Below are 19,964 nucleotides of genomic sequence, written 5' to 3'. Positions count from 1 at the left end.
GCCGGTGACTCGCGGCCGCTCGCCATGGGATTCGGCACATTCTCATGTCGTTAACGCCCCAGTTCGTTGATCGCCGGCAGTTGCAGCAGCAGGGAGGCCACGTCGGCGCGATCGACGGCACTGCCGACGGGAGCCGCGGGGCGGATGCGCCAGTCACGCTCATGGTTGAAGTTGGCCTTGGCGATTTCCACCTCGGCGCGTGCACCCAGCACCAGGCCGCTCCAGATCGACTCGAAGTGCGCCCGGGGCACCGCCACGGTGCCCACGGCCGGATCGCCCAGCAGCACGCTATTGGCGTCCATCCCCTTGAGGACCACGAAGTGTCGGTAGCCTCCGGTATTGATCAGGGTGATGGCGGGAATCCCGATGCGCTCCAGATCGTCGAGCCCCACCCGGAAGCCATCCGAGTTCAACCCCTGGCCATCGAGATAGCGCTTCATGTCGAGCATGGAGAAGCCCTGCTCCCGAATCTGTTCGACTTCACCCACACGAATCATCGACTCGAAGACGTCCGCCTCGGTGGTGGGCCGGTCGTAGTGATACGTGAGCAGGGTCGCCACCGCGGCCGCACCGCAGCTGTAGTCGTACTGCTGGGCGACGACACCGTCCCAGCGCATCTCGTGATGACTCCTGGCCGCCACCGTCACGGAACCGAAGCCTCCGTTCAGCGCTATCGTCACCCCGGCCGCCTGCACTGGAAGCGCCGCCAGACCGATGACGAGACAGGCCGACGACGCGCCCAGCCTTCGTAGGGTTCCGGTCATGCCCCCCTCCTTGCCCAGTCTCACTGGGGCGCATAGACGCTGATGCTCACCCCTGTCGAGACCGCATTGGCATGTCCCGTCATGAGGTTCATCAGGGTGATTCCCGAAACGTTGTCCATGGCATTGGCCTCGACGGTGATATTGCCCGAGACAATCGTATCGGCGGTAAATGACGCTCCCTGTGCCACCGCTTCCATGCTCTGGATGCTCTGGACGTTGACCAGATCGCGGAACCCCTCCCTGCCGGTAATGCTCTGCAGCTCACCTGGCTCGATGCGATGGAGTCCATCGAACTCCGTGGTGACTTCGTCCGCCGCCAACATCAGCGGGCTGGCAAGGCTCAAGCCGGCCGCCAGCACAACATGCATCGCTCGCCCGTTACCCCTCATGGCATCGCCCCCTCTTCGCAGCTTCGTCAATGGGACCAAGGAAGGGCCGGCAGCCTTGCCACCGGCCCTTTGCCTTCAGCTCACGCCAGCCATCAGTTGCCGATATTGACGTTGCTGTGTGCCGCCACGTTGGTGCCCGCCAGCTGCGAGTTGTAGATGCCGGTGGAGAGGTTCATGTTGGCGATGCCGCCGAAGGTACCGGCGCCTGCCGCCATCGAGGCGCCCCCGGTGACGAGCGAGGCACTGCCGCCGTTGCCACCGTTGCCGCCGTCGCCGCCGTCGCCGGCGTAGGCATAGGCATCGCCGCCGGTGCCGGTGCCGCCGCCGCCACCGCCGCCATTGCCGGTGGAGCTGCCGCCGGCGCCCGCCATGGCATCGCCGCCCGAACCGCCGGCGCCGCCGGTGCCGGTGCCGCTACCGGTGCCGGTACCGGTGCCGCTTCCGGCCCCGCCGGTGCCCCCCGCGACAGAGGGCGAGGCAGTGGCGTCGCCGCTGCTGCTGCCGCCCGCCGAGGTGGACACGTTGTCCTCGACATCATCCCCGGCGACGTTGCCAGCCAGCCCGCCCACGGCGCTGCTGTCGGCACCCCCGCTGCCGTTGCTGCCGTCGGCATTGCCGCCCTGGCCTGCGCCAAGCCCCAGCCCCAGGCCCAGGCCGGCACCGTCGCCGCCATCGGCGCCATCGCCACCATGGGCCATGGACGCCCCGCCATCACCGCCGGTACCGTCCCCGCCGGACCCACCGACACCGATGCCTGCGCTCACGCCCAGGGCATCGCCACCGCTGCTGCCGGCACCGCCTGCCGCTCCATTGCCGGCAGTGATGTTGATGCGTGAACCGGTCACGGTGGAACGCAGGTCCTGGATCGCCACCACGCTGGTGCTGGTGTTGTAGGACTCGCTCATGGCCCAGGCATCGCCACCGGCTCCTGCCGCACCGCCGGCGCCACCCATGCCACCGGCTCCGCCATTCCCGGCATCGCTGGTTGCGTTGCTGTTGGCGGAGATCTCGGCGTCACTGCCTGCGTCGGCCCCGTCGTCCATCTCGCTGGCATTGTTCCAGGCGCCGGAGCCGGCAGCGCTGTTACTGCTGCCGCCGTTACCCCCGTTGCCGCCACTACTGTTGCCGCCGGCACCACCAACGGCCAGCGCCGCGGAATTGACCTGCTGGTCGACATTTTCCGCGGAACCTGAACTCGGGTTGGCGTGCGCGTGGGAAATGGCCAGGACCAGTGCCAACAGCGATGATCCTGCAATCACGTAATGCTTTCTCATGTCATTTCTCCCTAATCATGCATGATATTTCTTCCAGAGAAGGACCAGACGCTCGCGCCTCTCGCCGGGATTGACCCAAGAAAAAATCATTCCCCGATCCCCTTCACCTTGCTGACGGAGAAGCAGTGACTGGTCGGGGAATCCCTTCGCACTCTCCATGCCAGGCGTTTCTTCATTCCTTGTTTGGCAAGGGGTTGCGGCGCTGGAATAGACGGGACGGGCGCAAGGCATGGCGCACCGGAGGCATGGCGTCAGCAAGGGAGGAAGAAAACGTTACGCAACAGTAACAGCGACAGGAGAGCGTTTTTCGTGATGAGAAACAAGCCGCTATTTTTCAAAAGCTTAGGCGATAACCTTTCGGTATCGTTTTCCTTACATCGTAAACGTTCGATTACCTTTGGCGGCGCTTGGCCGCCCGCACGACGCGGGGTACGGGCAGCGGCGAACCGCTGGCAGGGTGTTCAGCCGGCAAACACACGCTGCTGGATCAGCATCGCCAGCGTGTCAGAGGCGTTGTCGGCGGTAGTATCGAGATGCAGCAGATGCTGACGCTCCTCGTCGCTGAAGCCCTCGAACAGCGCCAGCTGCCGGTTGAGAACCTCGAGGCTGGTGGTCGTGTCTCCCCCCTGGCGCCTGGCACGCTTGACGATGCGAGCCCTGAGCGTGTCATCGTCGGCCTCGAAGCTGACGATGAGCACGGGCAGGCCGCGAGCCTCGCCCTGCTGCTGCAGCAGCCGGCGCTGGGCACGCGTCAGACAGGTGGCATCGATGCAGGTGGGAATGCCGGCGTTCAGCAGGAGTCCAGCCAGGCTGGCCAGGCGCTGGTAGGTGCGGCCGGTGGTCTCCGGACCGAAGATATCCACAGCCGGTGCCGCCTCGAGCGCCTGTGGAGAAAGCCCGAGGAGACGCCGCCGCTCGGCATCCGAGCAGAGCCTCACGGCACCCAGCCGCTCGACGATCTCGGCCATGAAACGGCTCTTGCCGCTGCCGGACACGCCGACCCCGATGATCAACGGGGGGAAGCGGAAGTTGGAGACCCGCTCGGCCAGCTCGAGATAGCGCCGGCACTCGGTCATGACCTCGGCCAGGTGAAACGCCGTACCGCGCCCCGCCTCCCAGCGCTGCAGCGCCCGTCGCGCGCCCGCCAGCGACCGGCACACGGCAAACACCGAGAGGAGGCGGGTGAGGGCGTAGTCGCCGGATAGCCGCAGGTAGCGGTCGAGTGCGTAGTGGGCTAGCCGCGTCTCGTCACGCACGTAGAGCCCCACCAGCAGCGAGGCCAGATCGAAGCCCGGGTCCAGGCAGCGCCTGGCCAGCGGATCCGTGGCCTCCAGGTCGAGGGCCTGGGACATGATCAGCCGCTGCCGATCGCACAACGCCAGGGACTGGCGGCCGACCACCCAGCTTGGGCGCGGTTCACCGCGTTCGTGGAAGCACGGCTCGAGTCGCACCAGCTCCTGCGCCAGCCACTCCCTCAGCCCGTGCAGGCGGCGCCGGTCCTCCTCGCCCGTCAGGCGGGCATCGAGCACGCCCACCTCGTCCTCGATCAGCGAGCGGGTCGCCGCCAGGCAGCCGGAGGAGCCCACGTAAGGAAGATCGTCGACGAGGGTACGATGGGAGGCCACCAGCGAATCGATCAGTTCGTCCACGTCGAGGGCAGTGGACGAAGGCATCTGGCCGTTCGCGGCGGTGGCATCCATGGTCACTCCTCGTGGCGGTGGCGCCTCGTCAGGGCTGGCGCACCAAGGCAAAAGCCTTCTCGGCGGCGTCCAGCGTCCATTGAATGTCTTCCGGCGTATGGGCGCTGGACATGAAGCCCGCCTCGTACGCCGACGGCGCCAGGTAGACGCCTTCGTCCAGCATCGCCGCGAAGAAGCGGCGGAAGGTCTCGGCATCGCATGCCGTGGCCTGGGCAAAGTTGTCGACCCGCGACTGCCCGGTGAAGAACAGCCCGAACATGCCACCGGCTCGCTGGGTGATCATGTCGATGCCGGCGGCATCGGCACGCTCCTGCAAGCCGTGGCAGAGCGTCTCCACGCGCTGCGCCAGGGCATCGTGGAAGCCGGGCTCGCGCAGCTTGGTCAGCAGGGCGATGCCGGCCGCCATGGCCAGCGGATTGCCCGAGAGCGTCCCCGCCTGGTAGACCGGGCCCAGCGGCGAGATCTGCCCCATGATCTCGCGCTTGCCGCCGAAGGCGCCTACCGGCATGCCGCCGCCGACAATCTTGCCCAGGCAGGTCAGGTCGGGCTCGATGCCGTAGTGCGCCTGGGCGCCGCCCATGGCGACGCGGAAGCCGGTCATCACCTCATCAAAGATCAGCACACTCCCGTACTCGGTGCAAACCCGACGCAGGGTCTCGAGGAAGCCGGGCTGTGGCGGAATGCAGTTCATGTTGCCGGCAACCGGCTCGACGATGATGCAGGCGATCTCGCTGCCGATCTCCTCGAAACAGGCCTCGACCTCGTCGATGTCGTTGTAGGCCAGGGTGATGGTGTGCTCGGCCAGCGACGCGGGCACGCCGGGCGAGCTGGGTTCGCCATGGGTCAGGGCGCCGGAGCCGGCCTTGACCAGCAGCGAGTCGGAGTGGCCGTGGTAGTTGCCCTCGAACTTGACGATCTTGTCGCGCCCGGTGACACCGCGCGCCAGCCGGATCGCCGACATGGTGGCCTCGGTGCCCGAGTTGACCATGCGCACCAGCTCGATCGACGGGATCATGTCGCAGATCAGGTCGGCCATGGTGGTCTCGATCGCGGTCGGGGTGCCGAACGAGAGTCCCTGGTCGAGCCGGCTGCGCACCGCTGCCAGCACGTCCGGGTCGGCGTGCCCGGTGATCATCGGCCCCCACGAGCCGACGTAGTCGACGTAACGCTGGCCTTCCACGTCGAACAGATAGGCCCCCTGGGCTCGCTCGATGAAGACCGGGGGCCGCTGCAGGCCCTTGAAGGCGCGCACGGGAGAGTTGACGCCGCCGGGAATGTGGCGGCAGGCCTGTTCGAAGAGCGTTGCGGAAGTGATCATGTCGGCCTCGTTGCTGTCTCGAAAATGATTTGACTCCGTCACCGGAGCTGCCGGGCTCGCGCCGCCCGACCTGTGGATAACTTCTTGGATAACCTTGGAATCCCCAGTGAAGATACGGGGATCTTCGCTCATGCCGGCGGCTTGGGTCACGCCCTGCACGGCCGAACGCCGCGGCAGCGCCTGGCCGTCACCCGGCTGCCAGGCATGCGCCAGGGCCTGCCAGGTGAAGCGCTGGGCCTGCTCACTGGCCGGGTGCAGCGTCTCTCCGGCGGCGAGACGCGCCGCCAGGGAAGCGGCCAGAGTGCAGCCCGAGCCGTGAAATCGACCCGCCAGCCGCGGCCAGCGCCAGGCAAAGCGCCCACCGGCCTCGTACAGCACCAGCTCCACAGCATCGCCGGGGACACCGGCTGCCGGGTCGTCGCTGGCCGTCACCAGCACGCTACGACAACCGAGCGACAGCAACCGCTGGGCGCGCGCCTGGTCGTCCTCGGCCTGTGGCCCGGCAAGGCGCGCCAGCTCGAGCCGATTGGGCGTCAGGACATCCACGCGGGGGAGCAATCGCGAGCGGAAGGCATCGACCAAGGTCGCTGTGGATAACTCTTTGCCTCCCCCGGCCTTGAGCACCGGGTCGACCACCACCGGCACCCCGGGATGCGCCTCGATGATCTCCACCACGGCATCGAGCGTCTCGAGACTGGCCAGCAGGCCGACCTTGATCGCCGACGGGCGAAACGCCGCCAGCGCCCCCGCCATCTCGCGGATCAAGTTCGCCGGGACCGGCGCCACCCGCCGCACGTCGTGACAGTCCTGTACCGTCAAGGCCGTCGGCACGGTCATGGCCCAGCCGCCACAGGCGGCGATCGCCTCGCCGTCGGCGGTGAGCCCCGCCCCACCGGTGGGGTCGTGACCGGCCAGTACCAGCACGATCGGCAGTTGTTCGCGCATCTCGTTCGACATGATCAGAACGGCTTGAGCACGACCAGGATCACGATGCCCAGCAGCGCGATCACCGGCAGCTCGTTGAACCAGCGGAAGAACACATGAGAGCGCCGGCAGCGGCCGGCAGCGAACTGCTTGAGATAGACCAGGCAGGCGTGGTGGTAGCCCACCAGCAGCAGCACCAGCAGCAGCTTGACGTGCATCCAGCCCATGCCGAGCCAGTGGGGCATGAGATAGAGCAGCCAGATGCCGAGGCCGAGCACCGCGACCATCGACGGCGTCATGATGCCGCGGTAAAGCTTGCGCTCCATCACCACGAAGTGGTCGATGGCCTGCTGCTCCCCCTTGTCGCGCGCCATGGCGTGGTAGACGTACAGGCGCGGCAGGTAGAACAGTGCGGCAAACCAGGTCACGACGGCCACGATGTGCAGGGCCTTGATCCAGAGATACATGCCTTCTCCCGGGCGAGTGATGACGAAGCGGCAGCGATCGGGTCGATCACTTGAGCGAATAGTAACGTTCGATGGCGCCGCGGGTGATGATACCCGAAATCCGCTTGTGCTTCGGCCGTCGACCGTACTCCACGAAGAGCGCATCGACGGCCTGGTCCTCGAGCCGCTCGAAGGCCTCCGACAGGGTCGCCTGAAAGTGGATAGGCGCCATTTCCAGGCGCAGCCCCGGGACTTCGAGCAGGTCGATCAGTGCCTCCTCGGTGGTGATCTCCTCCAGCTCCTGCTCGTCGATCAGCGCCCGCGCCAGGTCGGCGGCCTTGAGCGCCAGGGTCGGCTTGTCGCCGGTGGAGCGCAGGATCAGGATCCAGGCCGGCTTGGCAATGAGCAGTGCCCGGGCCTGTTCGCGGGTCACCATGCGCGGCGTGGTGACGAAGCTGCGCTCCATCACCGCCGGGACCGAGACCCGCGAGAGCGCCTGCATCAGGGGCTGCTGCAACGGGTGCAGGCCATGGCGGGTCACGCTGATGAAGAAACCGTCGCAGTGACACAGCTGCCGGGCGGTCAGCCCCGAGACCACCACCGCCAGCATGCCCGGGAGGATGATGTTGGGATTGTGGGTCAACTCCAGCAGCGCCATCAGCGCGGCCAACGGCGCCTGCAGCACGGCGCCCATCATCGCCGCCATGCCGAGCATGGCATAGAACCCGGGCTCGACGCCCAGTTGGGGAAAGAGCCAAGCCCCTACCAGGTCAGCCAGCGCCCCGGCCGCAGCCCCGACCACCAGCACCGGGCCGATGATGCCGATGGGAATCTTGCTGGCCACGGTAATGGCCGTCAGCAGCAGCTTGGCCACCACCAGCGCCAGCAGCACGTCGACGGTCAGGTTCCCCGCCAGCGACGCATCCAGGCTGTCGTAGCCGATGCCCTGCACGTCGGGGTACCACCACGCCACCGCCGCCGTGGCCAGGGCCACCAGCGCCAGGCGCAGCACCACCGGCAGGCCGCTGAGGCGCTCGCTTCTCGCCACGTGGATGAACAGCCCCGCCAGCAGGCCGATGAACAGCGCCGTGATCACGATCCACGGCAGGTTCATCAGCGAGCCCAGGCTGACGCTGGGTACCTGGATGGCCGGTTCCGAACCGTACACCAGCATGGCCATCAGGGCGCCCATGGTGGAGGCCAGGATGACCGGCATGAAGCCGGCGATGGTGTACTCCATCATCACCACCTCCATGGCGAAGATGACCCCGGCGATCGGCGTGTTGAAGGAGGCCGAGATGCCCGCCGCCGTGCCGCAGGCCACCAGCACCCGCAGGCTGTTGTGCGGCAGCCGCAGGCGTTGTCCCAGGCCGCTCGCCGCGGCGGCACCGAGGTGGATGGCCGGCCCCTCGCGGCCGGCGGAAAGGCCGCCCAGCACCGTGGCCACCCCCACCCACCACTGGTTGATCCAGTTGCGCAGGGGGAAACGGCCCTGATGGTAAGTGAGGCGCTCGATCACGTGGCCGACGCCCAGCTTGCGTGCCGCCGCCGGCTGGCGCCACAGGAAGATGCCGATCAGCGTCACGGCGAGCAACGGCAGGCCGGCGCGGAACTCCGGCGCGAGCCCCTCGAAGGCCTCGTGGTCGCCCCCCGGCATGAACAGCAAGCCGCCCAGTTCCAGCAACAGCCGGAAGCCGACCATCACGGCGCCGGTCACGACCCCCGAGACGACCCCCAGCACGCACAGCTGGGGCAAGGCGTCGACACTGGCTAGCTTGCGGCGAAAGCCTTCCAGGCTGAAGGCGGGTAGCGAGAGGCGCGGCACGGCGTGTTTCCTGTGCGGTCGTTTCCTGGGACAGCGACAACGAGGCGGTTGAGTCGCCGCCACTTCTCTTGTGTATCATATCCGGACAGGGCGGTCCCGTTGACGGCCGCTCCCGCCAGGCAAACTTCGAAGGAGTCGCGTTGTGATCAAGGTCGGAATCGTCGGCGGCACCGGTTATACCGGCGTCGAGCTGCTCAGGCTGCTGGCTCAGCACCCCGAGGTCGAGGTCGAAGCCATTACCTCGCGCTCCGAGGCCGGCATGCGCGTGGGCGACATGTACCCCAACCTGCGCGGCCACTATGACACGCTGGCCTTCAGCGAGCCCGACCCGCGACGTCTCGGCGCCTGCGACGCGGTGTTCTTCGCCACGCCGCACGGCGTCGCCCACGCGCTGGCCGGCGAGCTGCTCGCCCAGGGCACCCGGGTGATCGACCTCTCCGCCGACTTCCGCCTGCGCGATGCCGAGGTGTGGGCCGAGTGGTACGGCCAGCCCCATGGCGCCCCGGCACTGCTCGACGAGGCCGTCTACGGCCTGCCCGAGATGCATCGCGAGCGCATTCGCCGGGCGCGACTGATCGCGGTGCCGGGCTGTTACCCCACGGCGGTCCAGCTGGGGCTGCTGCCGCTGCTCGAGGCCGGGCTGATCGACACCGAGCACGTCATCGCCGACTGCAAGTCGGGCGTCACCGGCGCCGGCCGCGGGGCCAAGGTCCCCTCGCTGCTGGCCGAGGCCAGCGAGTCGATGAAGGCCTACGGTGCCGGCGGCCACCGCCACCTGCCGGAGATCCGCCAGGGCCTCGGCGACGCCGCCGGAGGCGCGGTGGGTCTGACCTTCGTGCCGCACCTGACGCCGATGATCCGCGGCATCCACGCCACCCTCTACGGTCGCCTGAAAAGCGAACCGGGCGATCTCCAGGCGCTGTTCGAGCAGCGCTTCGCCGACGAGCCCTTCGTCGACGTGATGCCCGCCGGCAGCCACCCCGAGACGCGCAGTGTCAAGGGGGCCAACGTCTGCCGCCTGGCCGTGCATCGCCCCGCGGGCGGCGACACCGTGGTGGTGCTGTCGGTGATCGACAACCTGGTCAAGGGCGCCTCGGGGCAGGCGGTACAGAACCTCAACATCATGTTCGGCTTCGCCGAGAACGCCGGGCTCGCCGCCCCCGCGCTGATGCCCTGAGGTGGCTACCCAGCGGTGACAGGGCGCCTTTCCCTGAGGCGCCCCTTCCTGAATAGTTGACCGTTTTGCTGGGGATTAGGGATAATGGCGAGTTACCGATTCATTCAGCTCAGGGAAACGCGGGACGAGTCGATGCACGAGGCGAAGCGCAACGCCGCGATTCGCTCGTGCAACCATTTGCGCGACGTTTCCCCAGGGGAGGATGCCCATGAGCGGCGCCGAAACCTTCGTTCCCACTCCCATGATGCTCTCCGGGGCCGCCAGGAAGCGGCTCCAGGCGCTCATCGAGGAGGAGGGCAAGCCCGATCTCAAGCTTCGCGTCTACGTCACGGGAGGCGGCTGCTCGGGTTTCCAGTACGGCTTCGACTTTGCCGACTCGGTCGGCGATGACGACACCCTGATCCAATTCGGCGACGTCGCACTGGTCGTCGACGAGCTCTCCTACCAGTACCTCGTGGGTTCCACCGTCGACTACGAGGAGGGGCTCGCCGGTGCCCGTTTCCTGGTCCAGAACCCCAACGCCACGACCACCTGCGGCTGTGGCGCCTCCTTCATGGTGTGATTTTCCTGCAATCGTCACCGCGACAGCACAGAATCCGTTCGACTTGACGCTTCCCCGTGGACTCGCCATGGTTTAAAGGCGTAACGCCACAACAATTCACCATGGGGAAACGTATGAAACGACACGTGAAGACGGCCACCCTGGTTTCGGGCATGGCCTTCGCGCTGGGCCTCACCGCCTCGGCCGCCGCCAACGAGACGCTCGACGTGGTGACCGACCCGAGCTTCGTCCCCTTCGAGATGATGGATCAGGAAACCGGCGAGATGGTCGGTTTCGACATGGACATCATCGCCGCCGTCGCCGAACGTGCCGGCTTCGATTACGAACTCGAGACGATGGACTTCAACGGCATCATTCCTGCCGTCCAGACCGGCAACGTCGACGTCGCCATCGCCGGCATCACCATCACCGAGGAGCGCGCCGAGATCGTCGACTTCTCGGACCCCTACTACGACAGCGGTCTCAAGATCCTGGTGCGCGCCGACGAGGATGGCGTCGAGCAGATCGAAGACCTCGAAGGCAAGACCATCGCCACCAAGGTCGGCTCCACCAGCTACGACTTCCTGCAGGAGAACCTCGGCGACAGCGCCGAGATCACCCCCTACCCCGGCAGCAGCGACATGTACATGGCCCTGCTCGGCGGCAGCGCCGACGCCGTGTTCTACGATGCCCCCAACGTCAGCTACTTCGCCCAGACACGCGGCGAGGGCCGGACCAAGGTGGTCGGACCGCTCTACGAGGGCCAGCAGTACGGCATCGTCTTCGTCAAGGGCAGCGAATGGGTCGAACCCGCCAACCAGGCGCTGGCCGAGATGCGCGAGGACGGCAGCTACGACGAGATCCACGAGAAGTGGTTCGGCAGCGCCAGCGACGAGTGACAGCCCAGCGCTGTGACGCGGGGCCGGGTCGAGGATCCGGCCCCGCGGCGTTGCCACCTGCCCGCGTCTCTCGGCTTCCGAGACGCCCCCTGACCGGAGAACCCCAGTGGACGTCACCTTCCAATTCGACTGGGAGGCGGCCTTCGCCTCCATCCCCTTCCTGCTCAAGGGAATCCCCTATACCCTGCTGATCTCCTTCGGCGGGCTGGCCATCGGTTTCCTCATCGGCATCCTGTTCGGCCTGCTGCGCATCAGTCCCCTCGTCTGGCTGCGGCTGCCGGCGATCGCCTACATCGAGATCTTCCGCGGCACCCCGGTGCTGGTGCAGGTACTGTTCATCTTCTACGGCCTGCCGCAGCTCCTCGGCGGCCCCATCAACGCCCTGGTGGCGGGCATCGCCGCCATCGCGGTCAACTCCGGCGCCTACATCTCGGAAATCGTGCGTGGCGGCGTGCAGTCGATCGAGCGCGGCCAGCGCGAGGCCAGCCTCTCCCTGGGACTGTCGCGCAGCCAGGCCTTCCGCTACGTGATCTGGCCCCAGGCCTTTCGCCGCATGATCCCGCCGCTCGGCAACCAGGGCATCATCAGCATCAAGGACACCTCGTTGTTCTCGGTGATCGGCGTCGGCGAGCTGGTGCGCCAGGGCCAGGTCTACATCGCCACCACCTTCAATGCCCTCGAAGTCTACCTGATGGTCGCCCTCCTCTATCTGGCGATAACCCTGAGCCTGTCATTCGCACTGCGCCTGCTCGAGCGCAAGGGCCTGGTCGGACAATAAGGAGCGCGACATGAACCGAGACACTTCCCACGCCGCGGCCCAGCCCATCGTGCGCATGGAGCGGGTCAACAAGCATTTCGGCGAGCTGCACGTGCTCAAGGACATCGACCTGACGGTCGCCCCCGGCGAGGTGGTGGTGGTGATCGGCGCCAGTGGTTCGGGCAAGTCCACCCTGATTCGCTGCATCAACGGCCTCGAGGAGTTCCAGGCCGGCCACATCGAGGTCGATGGCAACGAGCTGCTGCCCGACGGCAAGAGCAGCCGTGCGCTGCAGAGGATCCGCACCGAGGTCGGCATGGTGTTCCAGCAGTTCAACCTGTTTCCCCATCTCCGGGTGCTCGACAACGTCACCCTGGCGCCGATGAAGGTGCGCGGCTGGAGCCGCGCCGACGCGATCGAGACCGCCGAGCGTCTGCTCACGCGCGTGGGCATCGCCAACCAGGCGGGCAAGTACCCCGGCCAGCTCTCCGGCGGGCAGCAGCAGCGCGTCGCCCTGGCCCGGGCGCTGGCCATGGAGCCGCGCCTGATGCTGTTCGACGAACCCACCTCGGCGCTCGATCCGGAGATGATCGGCGAGGTCCTCGACGCCATGCGCGAGCTGGCCCGGGAAGGCATGACCATGATCATCGTCACCCACGAGATGGGCTTCGCCCGCGAGGTCGCCGATCGCGTCGTCTTCATCGATCGCGGTGAGATCGTCGAGCAGGCAGCACCGGACACGCTTTTCGACTCTCCACGGCACGAGCGCACCCAGAGCTTCCTGTCCCGGGTACTCAAGCACTGAGACCCAAAAAGTCGCCTCATCTCCACTCCGGCAGGCCCTGTCGCACTCGGCAGGGCATTTTTTTGGCCTGTGGATAAGAATTTTTTCCTCATCCTCGATTTGCCGCTCCAGGCAGCATGGTTGTCGACTTCCTGGGCGTCTCACGCGGCTGTTCACAGTCGCGGTGACAAGCCGGGTAGCCGGCGGTGGAAAAAGGGTGTAGTGTCCGCCCTGTGGAAAAGCGCCGCGGTCATCCACAGGCTCACCACCGGCCGCCCTCAGCTCGTCACCCTTTTCTCACCGCAAGAGTCAACAGCGCAAGCAGATGATACCAAAGGATTAATTCCGCTTATCCACGGTTTTTGTCCACACCAGTAGTCACAACCACTACAGAACTTCTCTCTTTTAATCATTCTGTATTGATTAGTGAGCTGCTCCACTCGGTACTGACCAACGTGATGTGGAAAACCCCTGACGCTTACCCACAGGCGGTTTATACTGGCAGGCTGTTTTTCACCCCCTTTGGCAATATCCGCACGCACGTGCAACGAGGTGTACCTTGGAGTATCCCGACCGCTTTGACGTCATCGTCATCGGCGGCGGCCATGCGGGAACCGAAGCCGCCCTGGCCTCCGCCCGCATGGGCTGTCAGACCCTGCTGTTGACCCACAACATCGAGACTCTCGGCCAGATGTCGTGCAATCCCGCCATCGGCGGGATCGGCAAGAGCCACCTGGTCAAGGAGATCGATGCACTGGGCGGCGCCATGGGCCTGGCCACCGATCTCGCCGGTATCCAGTTCCGCGTGCTCAACGCCCGCAAGGGCCCGGCTGTGCGCGCCACCCGCGCCCAGGCCGACCGCGTGCGCTACAAGGCCGCCATCCGCGGCATGCTGGAGAACCAGCCGAACCTGACGATCTTCCAGCAGGCGGCGGGCGACCTGCTGGTGGAAAACGACACGGTGCGCGGGGTGGTCACCGAGACCGGCATTCGCTTCCGGGCCGAGACGGTGGTGCTGTGTACCGGCACCTTCCTCGGCGGCGTGATCCATATCGGCCTGGATCAGAGCCGCGGTGGCCGCGCCGGCGACCCGCCCTCCAATGCCCTGGCGCAGCGCCTGCGCGCGCTGCCGTTCCGGGTCGACCGGCTCAAGACCGGCACCCCGCCACGGCTGGACGCCAAGAGCGTGAATTTCGCCGTGCTCGAGGAGCAGCCGGGCGACAGCCCGACGCCGGTGATGTCCTACCTGGGTCGTCGCGACATGCATCCGCGCCAGGTGAGCTGCCACATCGCTCACACCAATGAGCGCAGCCACGAGATCATCTTCGCCAACCTCGACCGTTCGCCGATGTATTCGGGCGTGATCGAGGGCGTCGGCCCGCGTTACTGCCCGTCGATCGAGGACAAGGTGCACCGCTTCGCCGACAAGGCGAGCCACCAAATCTTCATCGAGCCGGAAGGGCTCGATACCCACGAGCTCTACCCCAACGGCATCTCCACCTCGCTGCCCTTCGACGTGCAGCTCGCGGTGGTGCGCTCGATCAAGGGACTCGAAAACGCTCACATCACCCGGCCCGGCTACGCCATCGAGTACGACTTCTTCGATCCCCGCGATCTCAGGCACTCGCTGGAAACCAAATTTATCCACAACCTGTTCTTCGCCGGGCAGATCAACGGCACCACCGGCTACGAGGAGGCCGGCGCCCAGGGGCTGCTCGCCGGGCTCAATGCCGCGCGCCGTGCCAAGGGGCTAGAGGCCTGGTGGCCGCGCCGCGACGAGGCCTACCTCGGCGTGCTGGTCGACGACCTGATCACCCTGGGCACCAGGGAGCCCTACCGCATGTTCACCTCGCGCGCCGAGTACCGGCTGCTGCTGCGCGAGGACAACGCCGACCTGCGCCTCACCGAGGCCGGTCGCGAGCTGGGCCTGGTGGACGAGTCGCGCTGGGTCGCGTTCAGCGCCAAGCGCGAGGCGATCGAGCGCGAGCGCGCCCGGCTCAAGGCCAGCTGGGTGCAGCTCGGCACGGCGGCGGCGGCGGCCATCGAAGCGAAGACCGGCAAGCCGCTAGCCCGCGAGTACAGCCTGCTCGACCTGCTCAAGCGGCCCGAGCTCGGCTATGGCGACGTGGCGCACCTCACCGGCGAGCCCGTCGGCGACGAGGCGGTGGCCGAACAGGTCCAGATCCAGGCCAAGTACCAGGGCTACATCGACCGCCAGCAGGACGAGATCGACAAGCTCAAGCGCCACGAGGCCACCCCGCTGCCGGCCGATCTCGATTACGCCCAGGTCGAGGGCCTCTCCCACGAGATTCGCCAGAAGCTCGCCGAGGCTCGCCCCGAAACCCTGGCCCAGGCCTCGCGGATCTCCGGCGTGACCCCGGCGGCGGTATCGATCCTGCTGATTCATCTGAAGAAGCGCCGTCTGCTTGACGACACACGGGTGGCCAACGGATGAGCGATGCCATCACGCTTCAGGTGGAATCGCGTCTCGACGAAGGGTTGGCCGCACTGGGCATCGGCATCGACGGGGAACAGCGCGAACGGCTGCTGCGTCTGGTCGAGCTGTTGCACAAGTGGAACCGCGCCTATAACCTCACCGCGATACGCTCACCGGAAGAGATGGTGGCCAGGCACCTGCTCGACAGCGCGGCGGTACTACCTTTCGTCGGCGAGGCGCCGCTGCTCGACGTGGGAGCCGGGCCGGGCCTGCCGGGACTGGTGCTGGCGATCCTGCAGCCGCGCTTGGCGGTCACGCTGCTCGACAGCAACGGCAAGAAGGTGCGCTTCCAGCGCCAGGCGGTGATGGAGCTCGGGCTTGGCAACGTCACGCCGGTGCAGGCGCGGGTCGAGGCCTTCGAGCCGCCGGCGGGCGGCTATGCCCAGGTGATCTCACGGGCGTTCGCCAGCCTGGCCGATTTCGTCACGTTGACCGACCCGCTGCTGGCGGAAGGCGGACGCTGGCTGGCCATGAAGGGGCCGGCCGCCGCCGAGGAATTGTCCGCCCTGGCTGCCGGGCTGATCGTGCGCGAGCGACACCGGCTCGAGGTGCCGTTCACCGCGGGGGAGCGTCAGCTGCTGATCGTCGAGCGAACCGATTCCAACCCAGGCCGCCCGTGAGCGTGCCTTCGACGCAAGGAAGTCGCCCGTGACCCAAATCATCGCCTTGACCAACCAGAAGGGCGGCGTGGGCAAGACCACCACCGCCGTCAACCTGGCCGCCAGCCTGGCAGCGCTGGATCGCCGCGTGCTGCTGGTCGACCTCGATCCCCAGGGCCATGCCACCATGGGCAGCGGCGTCGACAAGCATTCGCTCGAGGGCAGCGTGCTCGACCTGCTGCTGGGCGAGAAGAGCGCGCCCGAGGTGATGTTGGATTGCCCCACCGCCGGCTACTCGTTGCTGCCCGGAAACGGCGACCTCACCGCCGCCGAGGTGGAGCTGCTCGACCGCGCCGAAGGGCGCGAGCGCAGCCTGACCGAGGCGCTGGGCAGCGTCGCCGGCGAGTACGACGTGGTGTTGATCGACTGCCCACCCTCGCTCAACATGCTCACCGTCAACGCCCTGACCGCCGCCGACGGCGTGCTGATCCCGCTGCAGTGCGAGTTCTACGCCCTGGAAGGGCTCTCGGCGCTGCTCGACACCGTCGAGCAGATCAAGGACAGCGTGAACCCGGACCTGGCGATCTATGGCATCCTGCGTACCATGTTCGACGGCCGCAACAGCCTGACCCGGGACGTCAGCAAGCAACTGCGCGACTACTTCGGCGAGGCGCTGCTCAAGACCACGATTCCGCGCAACGTGCGCGTGGCCGAGGCGCCGAGCCACGGCCTGCCGGTGACCAAGTACGCGCGCTTCTCACGCGGCAGCCAGGCCCATCGGGTGCTGGCCAAGGAACTGATTCGTCGCCTGTCGCTGTAGGCGCCGAGCGAGAGACCTGTCATGACCGATTTTCGTGATGAGGGAAAGCTGATGACGCGTAAACGCGCCCTGGGCCGAGGCCTGGATGCCCTGATCGGTGCCGGCGCCCGTCGCCGCGAGAATCTCGAGCTGCCCGAGGTGGAGGTCCATCCCGACGAGACGGGCGGACCCGCCGCCGCCGCGCCTGCCGCCGAGGAGCGGCTCGAGCGCCTGCCGCTGGGCCAGCTCTCGCGCGGCAAGTACCAGCCGCGGCGTGACATCCAGCCCGAGGCGCTGGAGGAACTCGCCGACTCGATCCGCGCCCAGGGCGTGATGCAGCCCATCGTGGTGCGGCCCACCGGCGAGGCCCGCTACGAGATCATCGCCGGCGAGCGCCGTTGGCGCGCCGCCCAGCTGGCCGAGCTCGACACCATTCCGGCGGTGATCCGCGAGGTCAGCGACGAAGTCGCCCTGGCCCTGGCGCTGATCGAGAACATCCAGCGCGAGAACCTCAACCCGGTGGAAGAGGCGATGGCGCTCAAGCGGCTGCTCGACGAGTTCGAGCTCACCCAGCAGCAGGTCGCCGACGCGGTGGGCAAGTCGCGCGCCCAGGTGGCCAACCTGCTGCGCCTGCTGGCGCTCGACCCCGAGGTGCAGACCCTGCTCGAGCGCGGCGACCTGGACATGGGCCATGCCCGCGCCCTGCTTGCCCTGTCCGGGGCCAAGCAGCGCCGTGCGGCTCATGAGGTGGTCAACAAGGATCTCACCGTGCGCGATACCGAGGCGCTGGTGAAGCGCCTGGCCCAGGGCGAGGTGAAGAAGGCCGCCGGCACGGCCGAGAGCCCCGACGTGGTGCGTCTGGAGACCAAGCTCGGCGAGCTGCTGGGCGCCCCCGTCAAGATCCAGCACGGCCGCGGCGGCAAGGGCAGGCTGACGATACGCTACTCCAGCCTGGACGAACTCGACGGCATTCTCGAGCACATCCACTGACGCCGCGAAGCGTGTTGACAATCATTGCTTCTTTGGTCGCAAAGCTGCACCATTCGCGGGCGAAAAGCGCCGAGTCTGGTTGAACCAGCCAAGGGGCTTCCCTATAATCCGCCGTTGTTTGCCTGGGCTACCCGCCAGGTTCTGATGGCCCGCATGCCCTGTCACGGCGGGGTAGGACTGTCGACAGATGCACAGACACCCCAGTCGCAGGCGCGAGCGCATCGATACCACCCGTCTGCTCGGGTGGCAGGCCGCAGCGGCCATGTCCGTGATGGCCATCGGCGCATTGATAGCGGGAAGCGAAGGCGCGCTGTCGGCGCTGATGGGGGGGCTGGTGGGCCTGATTCCCTCCCTCTACTTCGCCTGGCGCATCGGCTCGGTACGCGGAGGCAGGCAGGCGGGTCGTTTCGTCTCGAACCTGTACCGGGCCGAGGCAGGAAAGTTCGGTTTGACGGTGGCGCTGATGGCCGCGGTATTCGCGGCAGTACCCCCCTCAAACCCGATTTTCTTCTTTGTCGCATACGTGGCGGTCCTGTTCACGCATTGGCTCGCGCCTTGGTTCAAGCGTGATCGGCCGACTCCTGAATCGAGGTAACGACAGCATGGCAGTAGGTAACGAAGTCACGGCAGCGTCCTATATCCAGCACCACCTCCAGAACCTGACCTTCGGGCGCCATCCCGAGAACGGCTGGTCGCTCGCCCACTCCGCCGAAGAGGCCCGCGAGATGGGCTTCTGGGCCATCCACCTGGATACCATGGGCTGGTCCATCGCCATGGGTCTGCTGTTCATCTGGCTGTTCCGCAAGGCCGGCAAGATTGCCACTACCGGCGTGCCCGGCGGGCTGCAGAACGCGGTCGAGATGGTCATCGAATTCATCGAGGGCCTGGTGCGTTCGGCGTTCCACGGCAAGAACCCCATCATCGCGCCGCTGGCGCTGACGCTGTTCGTGTGGATCCTGCTCATGAACACGCTCAAGATCATCCCGGTCGACTACTTCCCGGAGCTGTTCGCACGCCTCGGCGTCGACTACATGAAGATCGTGCCCACCACCGACGTCAACGCCACGCTGGGCATGGCGCTGGGTGTGTTCCTGCTGATCCTCTACTACAGCTTCAAGGTCAAGGGCGCCGGCGGCTTCGCCCGCGAACTCTCGCTGACGCCGTTCAACCACTGGCTGCTGATCCCGTTCAACCTGGTCCTCGAGGTGGTGAGCCTGGTCGTCAAGCCCTTCAGCCTGGCGATGCGACTGTTCGGCAACATGTTCGCCGGCGAGGTCATCTTCATCCTGATCGCCCTGCTGCCGTTCTGGGCCATCTGGCTGCTCGACGTGCCGTGGGCCATCTTCCACATCCTGGTGGTCACCCTTCAGGCCTTCATCTTCACCATGCTCACCGTGGTCTACCTCAGCGCCGCGCACGAGCACCACTGAGAACGAGCAACTTGCAGTTCACCAACCCTCAACCCCTTGAAAGTCAACTTGAAAACTAGGAGCACATCATGGATTACATCTACCTCGCCGCCTCCCTCATGATCGGTCTGGGCGCTCTGGGTACCGGTATCGGCTTCGCCCTGCTGGGCGGCAAGCTGCTCGAGTCCACCGCTCGCCAGCCTGAGCTTGGCGACCAGCTGCAGACCAAGACCTTCCTGATGGCCGGCCTGCTCGACGCCGTGCCGATGATCGGCGTGGGTATCGCGATGTACCTGATCTTCGTCGTCGCCGGTTAACGACGCTGCCGAGCGCTGAAGCGCTCGGTTTGCTCGTTTCCGGTCGCCACGAACCCGTCAGAGGTACATACCCGTGAATATCAACATGACGCTTATCGGACAAACGATCGCCTTCGCGATTTTTGTCTGGTTCTGTATCAAGTATGTGTGGCCGCCGATCAGCACCGCGCTTCACGAGCGCCAGAAGCGGATTGCCGAGGGTCTCGATGCGGCCAGCCGGGCGTCACGTGACCTCGAGCTCGCCCAGGAGCAGGCATCTCAGACGCTGCGCGAGAGCAAGGAGCAGGCTTCGCAGATTCTCGAGCAGGCCAACAAGCGTTCGGCGCAGATGGTCGAGGAAGCCCGCGAGCAGGCCCGTGCCGAAGGCGAGCGTCTGATCGCCAGCGCGCGTGCCGAGATCGACCAGGAAGTCCAGCGGGCCAAGGACGAGCTGCGGGCCCAGGTCTCCAGCCTCGCCGTGGTGGGTGCCGAGCGTGTCCTGGAAGCCTCCGTCGACGAGAAGGCGCATCGCAAGCTGCTCGACAAGCTTGCCGCCGAACTGTGAGGAGGTGATCC

General features: G+C 66.7%; 20 protein-coding genes and 1 pseudogene. 13 read left to right on the top strand and 8 right to left on the bottom strand.

The window, feature by feature from the left end; translation table 11 throughout:
• Window positions 1–50 precede the first annotated feature (50 nt).
• From HNO51_RS20845 to HNO51_RS20810, 8 genes and pseudogenes are all read right to left on the bottom strand, one after another.
• Window positions 51–764, bottom strand: coding sequence for a C39 family peptidase (locus HNO51_RS20845; protein WP_197449025.1), 714 nt, complete (start codon window positions 762–764; stop codon window positions 51–53).
• Between the two features lie 20 nt (window positions 765–784).
• Entirely contained in the window at window positions 785–1,108 is a 324-nt protein-coding gene (locus HNO51_RS20840) for a hypothetical protein (RefSeq protein WP_209538209.1), read from the bottom strand.
• A 137-nt stretch (window positions 1,109–1,245) separates the two neighbouring features.
• Complete coding sequence (locus tag HNO51_RS20835; RefSeq protein ID WP_197449023.1) at window positions 1,246–2,427, bottom strand: hypothetical protein; 1,182 nt, start codon at window positions 2,425–2,427, stop codon at window positions 1,246–1,248.
• Between the two features lie 461 nt (window positions 2,428–2,888).
• The gene (locus tag HNO51_RS20830) at window positions 2,889–4,127 is read right to left on the bottom strand and encodes a P-loop nucleotide/nucleoside kinase family protein (protein ID WP_242597168.1); all 1,239 of its coding nucleotides are present in this window, start codon (window positions 4,125–4,127) and stop codon (window positions 2,889–2,891) included.
• Between the two features lie 28 nt (window positions 4,128–4,155).
• Window positions 4,156–5,445 (bottom strand): glutamate-1-semialdehyde 2,1-aminomutase, encoded by a 1,290-nt coding sequence (hemL, locus tag HNO51_RS20825; RefSeq protein ID WP_197451144.1) that lies wholly within the window; start codon window positions 5,443–5,445, stop codon window positions 4,156–4,158.
• 165 nt (window positions 5,446–5,610) lie between these two features.
• Window positions 5,611–6,390 (bottom strand): annotated as a pseudogene (thiD, locus tag HNO51_RS20820) (bifunctional hydroxymethylpyrimidine kinase/phosphomethylpyrimidine kinase); the annotation flags it as partial.
• A 14-nt stretch (window positions 6,391–6,404) separates the two neighbouring features.
• The gene (hemJ, locus tag HNO51_RS20815; RefSeq protein ID WP_197449022.1) at window positions 6,405–6,836 is read right to left on the bottom strand and encodes a protoporphyrinogen oxidase HemJ; all 432 of its coding nucleotides are present in this window, start codon (window positions 6,834–6,836) and stop codon (window positions 6,405–6,407) included.
• 46 nt (window positions 6,837–6,882) lie between these two features.
• Window positions 6,883–8,640 carry a chloride channel protein gene (locus tag HNO51_RS20810; protein WP_209538208.1) on the bottom strand — a complete coding sequence of 586 codons (1,758 nt, stop codon included), beginning with the start codon at window positions 8,638–8,640 and terminating at the stop codon, window positions 6,883–6,885.
• A gap of 142 nt (window positions 8,641–8,782) precedes the next feature.
• On the opposite strand from HNO51_RS20810, the gene argC reads away from it, so the two are divergent.
• From argC to HNO51_RS20745, 13 genes are all read left to right on the top strand, one after another.
• Window positions 8,783–9,817 carry an N-acetyl-gamma-glutamyl-phosphate reductase gene (gene argC, locus HNO51_RS20805; RefSeq protein WP_209538207.1) on the top strand — a complete coding sequence of 345 codons (1,035 nt, stop codon included), beginning with the start codon at window positions 8,783–8,785 and terminating at the stop codon, window positions 9,815–9,817.
• A 208-nt stretch (window positions 9,818–10,025) separates the two neighbouring features.
• Entirely contained in the window at window positions 10,026–10,379 is a 354-nt protein-coding gene (gene erpA, locus HNO51_RS20800) for an iron-sulfur cluster insertion protein ErpA (protein WP_197449019.1), read from the top strand.
• 113 nt (window positions 10,380–10,492) lie between these two features.
• Window positions 10,493–11,257, top strand: coding sequence for a transporter substrate-binding domain-containing protein (locus HNO51_RS20795; RefSeq protein ID WP_197449018.1), 765 nt, complete (start codon window positions 10,493–10,495; stop codon window positions 11,255–11,257).
• Window positions 11,258–11,363: 106 nt separating this feature from the next.
• Complete coding sequence (locus HNO51_RS20790) at window positions 11,364–12,035, top strand: amino acid ABC transporter permease (RefSeq protein WP_197449017.1); 672 nt, start codon at window positions 11,364–11,366, stop codon at window positions 12,033–12,035.
• Window positions 12,036–12,045: 10 nt separating this feature from the next.
• A complete protein-coding gene (locus tag HNO51_RS20785) occupies window positions 12,046–12,819 on the top strand; it encodes an amino acid ABC transporter ATP-binding protein (protein WP_276571213.1) in 774 nt (257 codons plus the stop codon).
• A gap of 538 nt (window positions 12,820–13,357) precedes the next feature.
• Window positions 13,358–15,253, top strand: a complete 1,896-nt coding sequence (gene mnmG, locus HNO51_RS20780; protein WP_209538206.1) for a tRNA uridine-5-carboxymethylaminomethyl(34) synthesis enzyme MnmG — start codon at window positions 13,358–13,360, stop codon at window positions 15,251–15,253.
• Entirely contained in the window at window positions 15,250–15,915 is a 666-nt protein-coding gene (rsmG, locus tag HNO51_RS20775; RefSeq protein ID WP_197449015.1) for a 16S rRNA (guanine(527)-N(7))-methyltransferase RsmG, read from the top strand. The genes mnmG and rsmG overlap by 4 nt, the downstream gene beginning before the upstream one ends.
• A gap of 28 nt (window positions 15,916–15,943) precedes the next feature.
• Entirely contained in the window at window positions 15,944–16,714 is a 771-nt protein-coding gene (locus HNO51_RS20770; protein WP_197449014.1) for a ParA family protein, read from the top strand.
• A gap of 51 nt (window positions 16,715–16,765) precedes the next feature.
• Window positions 16,766–17,683: a ParB/RepB/Spo0J family partition protein gene (locus HNO51_RS20765; protein ID WP_197451142.1), complete on the top strand. Its 918-nt coding sequence runs from the start codon at window positions 16,766–16,768 to the stop codon at window positions 17,681–17,683.
• 187 nt (window positions 17,684–17,870) lie between these two features.
• Window positions 17,871–18,278: an ATP synthase subunit I gene (locus HNO51_RS20760; RefSeq protein WP_197449013.1), complete on the top strand. Its 408-nt coding sequence runs from the start codon at window positions 17,871–17,873 to the stop codon at window positions 18,276–18,278.
• Window positions 18,279–18,285: 7 nt separating this feature from the next.
• Entirely contained in the window at window positions 18,286–19,113 is an 828-nt protein-coding gene (gene atpB / locus HNO51_RS20755) for a F0F1 ATP synthase subunit A (RefSeq protein ID WP_197449012.1), read from the top strand.
• Window positions 19,114–19,181: 68 nt separating this feature from the next.
• Window positions 19,182–19,409: a F0F1 ATP synthase subunit C gene (atpE, locus tag HNO51_RS20750; RefSeq protein WP_104203122.1), complete on the top strand. Its 228-nt coding sequence runs from the start codon at window positions 19,182–19,184 to the stop codon at window positions 19,407–19,409.
• A gap of 73 nt (window positions 19,410–19,482) precedes the next feature.
• Window positions 19,483–19,953 (top strand): F0F1 ATP synthase subunit B, encoded by a 471-nt coding sequence (locus tag HNO51_RS20745; RefSeq protein WP_197449011.1) that lies wholly within the window; start codon window positions 19,483–19,485, stop codon window positions 19,951–19,953.
• Window positions 19,954–19,964 lie beyond the last annotated feature (11 nt).

The organism is Billgrantia sulfidoxydans (assembly GCF_017868775.1).
Lineage (GTDB): Bacteria > Pseudomonadota > Gammaproteobacteria > Pseudomonadales > Halomonadaceae > Halomonas > Halomonas sulfidoxydans.
This window is presented reverse-complemented; position numbering and strand designations above follow the sequence as displayed.

Coding starts and splice junctions, on each gene's coding strand:
- hemJ (WP_197449022.1), bottom strand. CDS start 6,836: ATGTATCTCTGGATCAAGGCCCTGCACATCGTGGCCGTCGTGACCTGG.
- hemL (WP_197451144.1), bottom strand. CDS start 5,445: ATGATCACTTCCGCAACGCTCTTCGAACAGGCCTGCCGCCACATTCCC.
- HNO51_RS20795 (WP_197449018.1), top strand. CDS start 10,493: ATGAAACGACACGTGAAGACGGCCACCCTGGTTTCGGGCATGGCCTTC.
- HNO51_RS20830 (WP_242597168.1), bottom strand. CDS start 4,127: ATGGATGCCACCGCCGCGAACGGCCAGATGCCTTCGTCCACTGCCCTC.
- HNO51_RS20845 (WP_197449025.1), bottom strand. CDS start 764: ATGACCGGAACCCTACGAAGGCTGGGCGCGTCGTCGGCCTGTCTCGTC.
- erpA (WP_197449019.1), top strand. CDS start 10,026: ATGAGCGGCGCCGAAACCTTCGTTCCCACTCCCATGATGCTCTCCGGG.
- HNO51_RS20760 (WP_197449013.1), top strand. CDS start 17,871: ATGCACAGACACCCCAGTCGCAGGCGCGAGCGCATCGATACCACCCGT.
- HNO51_RS20765 (WP_197451142.1), top strand. CDS start 16,766: ATGACGCGTAAACGCGCCCTGGGCCGAGGCCTGGATGCCCTGATCGGT.
- HNO51_RS20835 (WP_197449023.1), bottom strand. CDS start 2,427: ATGAGAAAGCATTACGTGATTGCAGGATCATCGCTGTTGGCACTGGTC.
- rsmG (WP_197449015.1), top strand. CDS start 15,250: ATGAGCGATGCCATCACGCTTCAGGTGGAATCGCGTCTCGACGAAGGG.
- atpB (WP_197449012.1), top strand. CDS start 18,286: ATGGCAGTAGGTAACGAAGTCACGGCAGCGTCCTATATCCAGCACCAC.
- atpE (WP_104203122.1), top strand. CDS start 19,182: ATGGATTACATCTACCTCGCCGCCTCCCTCATGATCGGTCTGGGCGCT.
- HNO51_RS20785 (WP_276571213.1), top strand. CDS start 12,046: ATGAACCGAGACACTTCCCACGCCGCGGCCCAGCCCATCGTGCGCATG.